This is a genomic window from Pseudomonas sp. I2 (assembly GCF_040984075.1).
Classification (GTDB): domain Bacteria; phylum Pseudomonadota; class Gammaproteobacteria; order Pseudomonadales; family Pseudomonadaceae; genus Aquipseudomonas; species Aquipseudomonas guariconensis_B.
In genome coordinates this window covers 1-6,623 of record NZ_JBCGFQ010000092.1, presented here as the reverse complement: position 1 = coordinate 6,623, position 6,623 = coordinate 1, and the positions used below count along the sequence as shown (strand labels likewise).

Annotated in this window: 7 protein-coding genes; 1 reads left to right on the top strand and 6 read right to left on the bottom strand. The window is 60.2% G+C overall.

From position 1 onward, the window contains the following. Positions 1–1,418 (top strand): transposase (locus WCE05_RS25400; RefSeq protein WP_155712968.1); only part of this gene is annotated, 1,418 nt, incomplete at its 5' end. Positions 1,419–1,616: 198 nt separating this feature from the next. Here WCE05_RS25400 and rsmI read toward each other — a convergent pair. The 6 genes from rsmI to rsmH are packed head-to-tail and all read right to left on the bottom strand — an operon-like array spanning position 1,617 to position 6,054. Beyond that, positions 1,617–2,282, bottom strand: a complete 666-nt coding sequence (gene rsmI, locus WCE05_RS25395) for a 16S rRNA (cytidine(1402)-2'-O)-methyltransferase (RefSeq protein ID WP_161594793.1) — start codon at positions 2,280–2,282, stop codon at positions 1,617–1,619. Between the two features lie 10 nt (positions 2,283–2,292). Then, on the bottom strand, positions 2,293–2,832 hold the full coding sequence (locus tag WCE05_RS25390; RefSeq protein ID WP_130021758.1) for a hypothetical protein: 540 nt from the start codon (positions 2,830–2,832) through the stop codon (positions 2,293–2,295). Further along, complete coding sequence (locus tag WCE05_RS25385) at positions 2,829–3,404, bottom strand: hypothetical protein (protein ID WP_228455411.1); 576 nt, start codon at positions 3,402–3,404, stop codon at positions 2,829–2,831. The genes WCE05_RS25390 and WCE05_RS25385 overlap by 4 nt, the downstream gene beginning before the upstream one ends. Further along, a complete protein-coding gene (locus WCE05_RS25380) occupies positions 3,401–4,144 on the bottom strand; it encodes an RmtD family 16S rRNA (guanine(1405)-N(7))-methyltransferase (protein ID WP_130021756.1) in 744 nt (247 codons plus the stop codon). The genes WCE05_RS25385 and WCE05_RS25380 overlap by 4 nt, the downstream gene beginning before the upstream one ends. Before the next feature lie 18 nt (positions 4,145–4,162). Further along, the gene (locus WCE05_RS25375; protein ID WP_019726360.1) at positions 4,163–5,248 is read right to left on the bottom strand and encodes a tRNA guanosine(34) transglycosylase Tgt; all 1,086 of its coding nucleotides are present in this window, start codon (positions 5,246–5,248) and stop codon (positions 4,163–4,165) included. Next, positions 5,245–6,054 carry a 16S rRNA (cytosine(1402)-N(4))-methyltransferase RsmH gene (gene rsmH, locus WCE05_RS25370; protein WP_264834576.1) on the bottom strand — a complete coding sequence of 270 codons (810 nt, stop codon included), beginning with the start codon at positions 6,052–6,054 and terminating at the stop codon, positions 5,245–5,247. The genes WCE05_RS25375 and rsmH overlap by 4 nt, the downstream gene beginning before the upstream one ends. Between the last annotated feature and the right edge of the window lie 569 nt (positions 6,055–6,623).

Genomic DNA, 6,623 nt, shown 5'->3' with positions numbered 1-6,623 from the left:
TGGTAGAGGCGCACTACCCGGACTTCATTGCACGGATCGAAGCGGAGGGCCGCTCGCTGCCCGGGTATGTCCGCGAGGCGTTCGATGCCTACCTGCGTTGCGGCGTGCTCGAGCACGGCTTCCTGCGCGTGGTCTGCGAGCACTGTCGTGCCGAGAGGCTGGTGGCGTATTCCTGCAAGAAGCGCGGGCTGTGCCCGAGCTGCGGCGCACGGCGCATGGCCGAGTCGGCGCGGCATCTGGTGGACGAGGTGTTCGCCCCGCGGCCGGTGCGGCAATGGGTGCTGAGCTTTCCGTACCCCTTGCGCTTCCTGTTCGCCAGCAAACCCGACGCCATCGGGCCGGTGCTGGGTATCGTGCATCGTGTGATCGCCAGCTGGTTAGCCGATCAAGCTGGCGTCGACCGCGCCAGCGCGCAATGCGGCGCGGTGACGCTGATCCAGCGCTTCGGCAGCGCGCTGAATCTAAACATTCACTTCCATATGCTGTGGCTCGATGGCGTGTACGAGGAAACCACCGGGCCAGCGCAGCGCAAGCCGCGCCTGCACCGCACCCGTGCGCCCACATCGGCGCAACTGACGGAACTGGCCGGCACCATCGCGCATCGCGTCTGCCGGCACCTGACGCGCAAAGGCTGGCTGGAAGGCGAGGACGAATCCGTGTTCCTGTCCGACAGCGCGGGTAGCGACGACGGCATGGATGGGCTGCGGATGAGTTCGATGACCTACCGCATCGCCACCGGTCGCGACGCTGGCCGCAAGGTCGTCACGCTGCAAACATTGCCCGGTGACGCAGGCTCGCTGGAGGGCGATGCCGGCAAGGTCGGCGGCTTCTCGCTGCATGCCGGCGTGGCCGCGGAAGCACACGAAAGCCACAAGCTCGAAAAGCTGTGCCGCTACATCACGCGCCCGGCGATCAGCGAGCAGCGGCTGTCGATCTCACCGCAGGGTAGGGTGCGGTATCAGCTCAAGACGCCGTGGCGAAATGGGACCACGCATGTCGAATGGGATGCGGTGGATTTCATCGCCAAGCTGGCCGCACTGGTCCCGCCGCCACGCGCGCATCTCACCCGCTTCCACGGCGTATTCGCCCCGAACGCGAATCTGCGCGCGCAGGTGACGCCCTCGGGGCGCGGCAAGCGGCCTGCGAGCGATGCGGCGCCGGTTGACGCAAGCGCCCACGACGAGCCGCGCAGCCCCGAGCAGAAGCGCCGTGCGATGAGCTGGGCGCAACGGCTCAAGCGGGTCTTTTCCATCGACGTCACCACCTGCGCCCACTGCGGCGGCGCGGTACGGATCGTCGCCAGCATCGAGGAACCCACCGCCATCCGCGCCATCCTTGGCCACTTCGTGAAGCAGGGCGCGCGGGAAGAAGCGCACTACAGGCCCGCAGCGCGCGCACCGCCAGTGCAAGCCGCGTGACGATCTGCCGGCTGCACAGCCGACGGCGAAACCGGAATCCGAGCCGATGCGGCCACGATCCGCAGGGCGGCGCTCGGCCCGCTGTCGGGAATCAGCGAAGCATGGCTGCTGACAACGCCGCTGCGTGGCCCCGCGATGCCGAAATCCCACTCACAGACGTCCGATCCGTGCCCAAAACGGGGCTTGCGCGACCGCCGCCTACCCAGCAGACTGCCCGAAAAGGGCGTTTGAACTTCCTATACGCTCATCTGCAACCGCACTCGCCACACCGCGATAAATGCGCTCAAATTTCTTCGTCAGGTCGCTGCAAACACACACCTGCGCGTCCGCCCACTCCTCCGCAATCGCACGCACCAGTTCGACCACGCGATGCGGCGATTCATACAGCACGAACACCGGCACGCCGGATTTGCGAATCGAACGGAGTTTTTCATGCAGCGCCTTTTTTTCGCGCGGCAGAAAGCCGTAAAATGCAAATTCGCGCGCGTCGAAGCCCGATGCGGACAGACATGTCACCACTGCAGACGGCCCGCTCACCGGCTCCACCGGAATACCCGCTTCCCACGCGGCGCGCACGAGCAAATGCCCGGGATCCGAAATGCCCGGCGTACCCGCATCGCACGTCAGCGCAACGGTCAGGTTTTCCTCGAGCATTCGCGCAACCAGCTGCGGCGCGCGGTTTTCTTCGTTGTGGCGATGGCAGGACACCATCGGCTTTTTCATTTCAAACCGATTCAGCAGCTTCATGGTCACGCGCGTATCCTCCGCAGCGATCAGGTCGGCAGCTTCGAGCGCGGCGCGCATTCGCGGCGTAAGATCGTCCAGATTCCCGATCGGCGTCGCGACGACATACAGTTTTGGCATAATTTCTCTCCTATAAAAGCAAATTGTGAATCCTTTGCAGGCGCGCTTCGTCGAGCGGACACTCCGAATCGCCGTAAACGACATATCGTGTACCGCATATTTCGCAGCGTTCTTCGCCTTTTGGAAGCATATTTATACATCCATAACAGCCGCAGTAATCCTTCTCCGGCGCGACGGACAGCATTTCCGCAATCCTTTCAAATTCGCCAACGGGCAATTTTTCCGCGCGTGCATTCAATTTTTCCGACAACGCAATCAGCGAATCGACGCGCCGTTTGCGCGCCGCTCTATAGCCGATAGCCGCCGAACCAACGCCAGCCAATCCAACGCAAAGCAGAATTGGGAACGGATTTTCGCCGCGAATGCCTGCGATCACGCCCACAGCGATGCCGCCAATGATCACAACCATCGCCGCCCAAACGCGAAAGCGCGTATAGTCGCCCGATGAATAGCACAGCCGTGCGCGAATCAATCTTGTACGTTCGCGCCCGTTTGCGTGCGCCAAATCGCGCAGCAGAATCAATTCATACTTAAAATCCTCGATTGTCATGCGCGTTCACCCTTCAAAAGCAAATCGTGAATCGCCTTCAAGCGATCCTCGTCCAGCGGATGGGTCGAATCGCCATGAACCAGCCGATGCTTTTTGCAGAATGAGCAGATTTGCGACCCGACCGGAACCATCTTGATACATCCGTAACAGCCGCAGCTCAGATTCTCGTGCGCGCTTCCGTTCAGCGACCATTTCGGCACATACTCCAACGATTCCGAAATGCGCTTGAATTCGTCCTCGCTCAGCATTTCCGCGCGCTCGTTCAGGCGTTTGGACGCGGCGATCAGCCTGCCAATCCTGCTGCATATGTATGCAATTACGATCGGCACCATATAGCAAATGCGCACAACGGCATCGAGCCAGCGCTCCCTTGCGCGAAGGCCGCCGTTCCGCCCTTGCGCGATCGTATAGACGCACAGAAGAATCGCCACGCCCGCCCAAATCAGCGTGCTTTTCCCTGTATCCGGATGTTTTCGGAGCAATCTGCCCACCCGTTTCAGGCGATCGACGCCCTTCGCGCGCGCCAAATCGCGCAGTTCGAACAGTTCGAACCGGAAATCCTCCATCTTCATTTTCGTTTCAGCACGTAAAACAGCTCGTTTTCGCTGGTCAGCCGCGCGGCAATCGCGCGATTTTCCGGCACGTGCGCCTCCATCCATTCGGAATAGTGCTTTTCCATGCCGACGTTGCGCCCGCCGAGTGAACGCGTCGGAAACGATGCGACGATCCATTCCGCATTCACACGCATTAGCGCATCCATCGCCGCGCCCGTGCGCTGGCGCTCCAAAAGCGGCAGCACCTTAAACATCAGCGCCGCATCCGCTTCGTCTTCCGGAATTTCGCACAGCAAATCTCCCAAACGCGCTTCCGCGCCGCCAAACGCGCGAATTACGTTTACGCACTGACCGCTGATATCCACGCCGGCAATCGCTGCATTTGGCAATCGATGCGCGAGGTAGACCGGATTCAGCCCGCACGCGAGATCGAGAATTCGCGCCGGCGTTCCGATGGCTTCAAACAGCTGATCGAACACGCGATCCATCGATTCCACCGGCAGCCGTTCGCGCGTGGACGCGTGCATTCCGAGCAGCGCTTCCCAATCGCGTGCCGCCGCCAGTTCCATCGCGCGTTTGTATTCGCGCTCGGTCATGAACGCGCCGGTCACGCCGTGAAGCGCTTCGCGCGCCGCCTTGTCCGCGTCCTTTTCCTTTTTGAATTTCGCGCTGCATTCACGACATATGCGCTCGATCGTGTCCGGGCAAACGTCGCGATATTTTTTCGAAGCGAGCAGTTTTTCCTTCAGTTCGCTCATGTTTTCCTCCAGAAGCGCTTACTTTTCCTGCAAAAGCTGCATCAATCGCCCGAAGAAGCGCAGATTGTGTGCCGTTGCCAGATGCATCGCCTGCGGATCGTTGACGCGGAACAAATGGTGCAGATACGCGCGCGAATGGTTTTTGCAGAGTTCGCAATTGCAATGCTCATCCACCGGACGCGGGTCGCGGACATTCTTTTCGTCCATCGCGTAATGGAAACGATAGAATTTCGCACCCGAACGCACGCCCTCCGGCGTTTCCATGCCGTCCGCAAACACATACAGCCGCTGGTGCCGTGCCTCGCGCGTGGGAATTACGCAGTCGAACAGACCGTAACCCATCTTCACACACTCAACGATTTCCTCGGGCTTGCCAAGGCCCATCGCATATTTGATTTTGTGATCGGGCATCGCGTCCGCTGCCATTTTCAGAATGTCCGCGCGAAACGAACCGTCTGCATCCAAAGGCCAGCCGCCGAAGCCGTAGCCATCGAAGCCGATCTCCTCCAGCCGCCGCCCGCATTCCATTCGCAATTCAGGATCCGCGCCGCCCTGCACGATGCCGAACAGCAGCGGCCGCTTTTCCGGCTTCGTCTGCTTGATCAGCTTTTCAAACTCCGCCTTGCAGCGCTCGCCCCAGCGCACGGTCAGCTCGACGCTGCGGCGCTGAACGTCAATCGGGTCGCCCGGGTGCGTGCACATATCCAGCGCCATCATGATGTCCGAGCCATACTGGAACTGCACCTGTATGCACTTTTCCGGCGTAAACGTGATCTTTTCCTTGCCGCGGTCGGGACGGAAGATGATCTCTTTGTCGCGGATCTCGCCGTATTCCGCGTTTTCGCGAATCAGCGAATACAGCTGAAAGCCGCCGGAATCGGTAAGAATCGCGCCTTTATAGCCGGTAAAGCCGTGCAAGCCGCCCAGCGATTTGATCAGCTTCGCCCCCGGCTTGTTCATCAGATGATAGCTGTTCATCTCGCAGCCGTACAGCTCCGCGCGATAAACGTCCTCAAACGTGCCCGCACGAATCGCGCCGTACGTCGCATCCGGGAAAAACGCCGGAAGCGGCAGGCTGCCCGCGGCGGTATCCAAATACTTCATGTTTCCTCCAGCTTTTCGGCAACGCGCAGGCTCGCGCTTCGCGCGCGCGGATTCTCCGCAAGCTCTTTCTCGCTTGCCGTGATCGGTTTGCGCGTAACCAGTTCAATGCGCGGCTTTTTCCCGCACACGCAAACCGGAAACGATTTCGGGCACGTGCACGGATTCGCCCACGTCCGAAACGCGTTTTTTACGATTCGATCCTCCAGCGAATGGAACGTGATCACGCAAAGTCTTCCGCCCGGATTCAGCAGATCCACCAAATCCGAAAGCGCCGGCTCCAACGGGTCCAGCTCGTCGTTGACCGCGATTCTCAGCGCCTGGAAAGTGCGGCGCGCCGGATGCGAACCGTCCTTCGCGCGGAATTTTTTCGGAATCGCCGCATCGATGATCTCGACCAGCTGGCTCGTCCGCTCGATCGGCGCATTTTTCCGGCGATCGCAGATCACACGCGCAATCTGCCGCGCCCAGTTTTCCTCGCCGTAATCGCGAATGATCCGCGTCAGTTCGTCTTCAGAATACGTATTGACGATCACGCACGCATTCAGCGGCTGCGAAACGTCCATCCGCATATCCAGCGGCGCATCGTCATGATACGAAAAGCCGCGCTCTCGCACGTCCAGCTGATGCGAGGATACGCCCAAATCCACCAGAATGCCATCCACGCGCGCAATGCCCGCACCGGCAAGCAGCGCCTTCGCATCGCGAAAATTGCCGTGCAGCGCCATAAAACGCGCGTCCGCATTCAGGCTTTCCAAGCGCGCCATCGCCGCCTGAATCGCATCCTGATCGCGATCGATTCCCACCAGAGTGCCGCCGTGCAGCCAAAATTTTTGCCGTAAATGAGGCGCTGACCAAGATAGACCGTGGCCCGGTTTAAAAACTGTGAAATCGAGCTGTGCCTAAGTCCACAGCTCTGAAACTAGTGGGTGGCTGATTCAGTCAGCGAGCGTAAAACAATCTGGCGTTCTACTGGTTGAATCTATGCAAACAAAGCAATTACGCCCAGGTGTGGCGCGTCAGGTTTGTATGCTGGAAGCAGGGTTTAGTACTTTGCTTAAACCCAGCTTGCCTAGGGCAAGATTGAGCGTGCTGTGGATCAACTGTGGATTATCCATGCGTGATACTTCTGCGAGTAGTTCTTGCTCGTGGGCAAAAGTCATTTCCGGTTGGCCCGGTCGTCAGGGAACCGGACCGCGCCAGCGCGGTCCGATCCCGGCAACGACCCGACATCAAGGCCCCATGGACGGAGCCGGAGCCCGGCAGCGATGCCGGGCTTTTTGTTGTGCCCGCGCCGCGGCAATGTCTGACGCGAAGATCAGAACGCACCGATACGAACGTGCGAACACAGGCGCAACACTGAGCAGCCGTCCCCGCA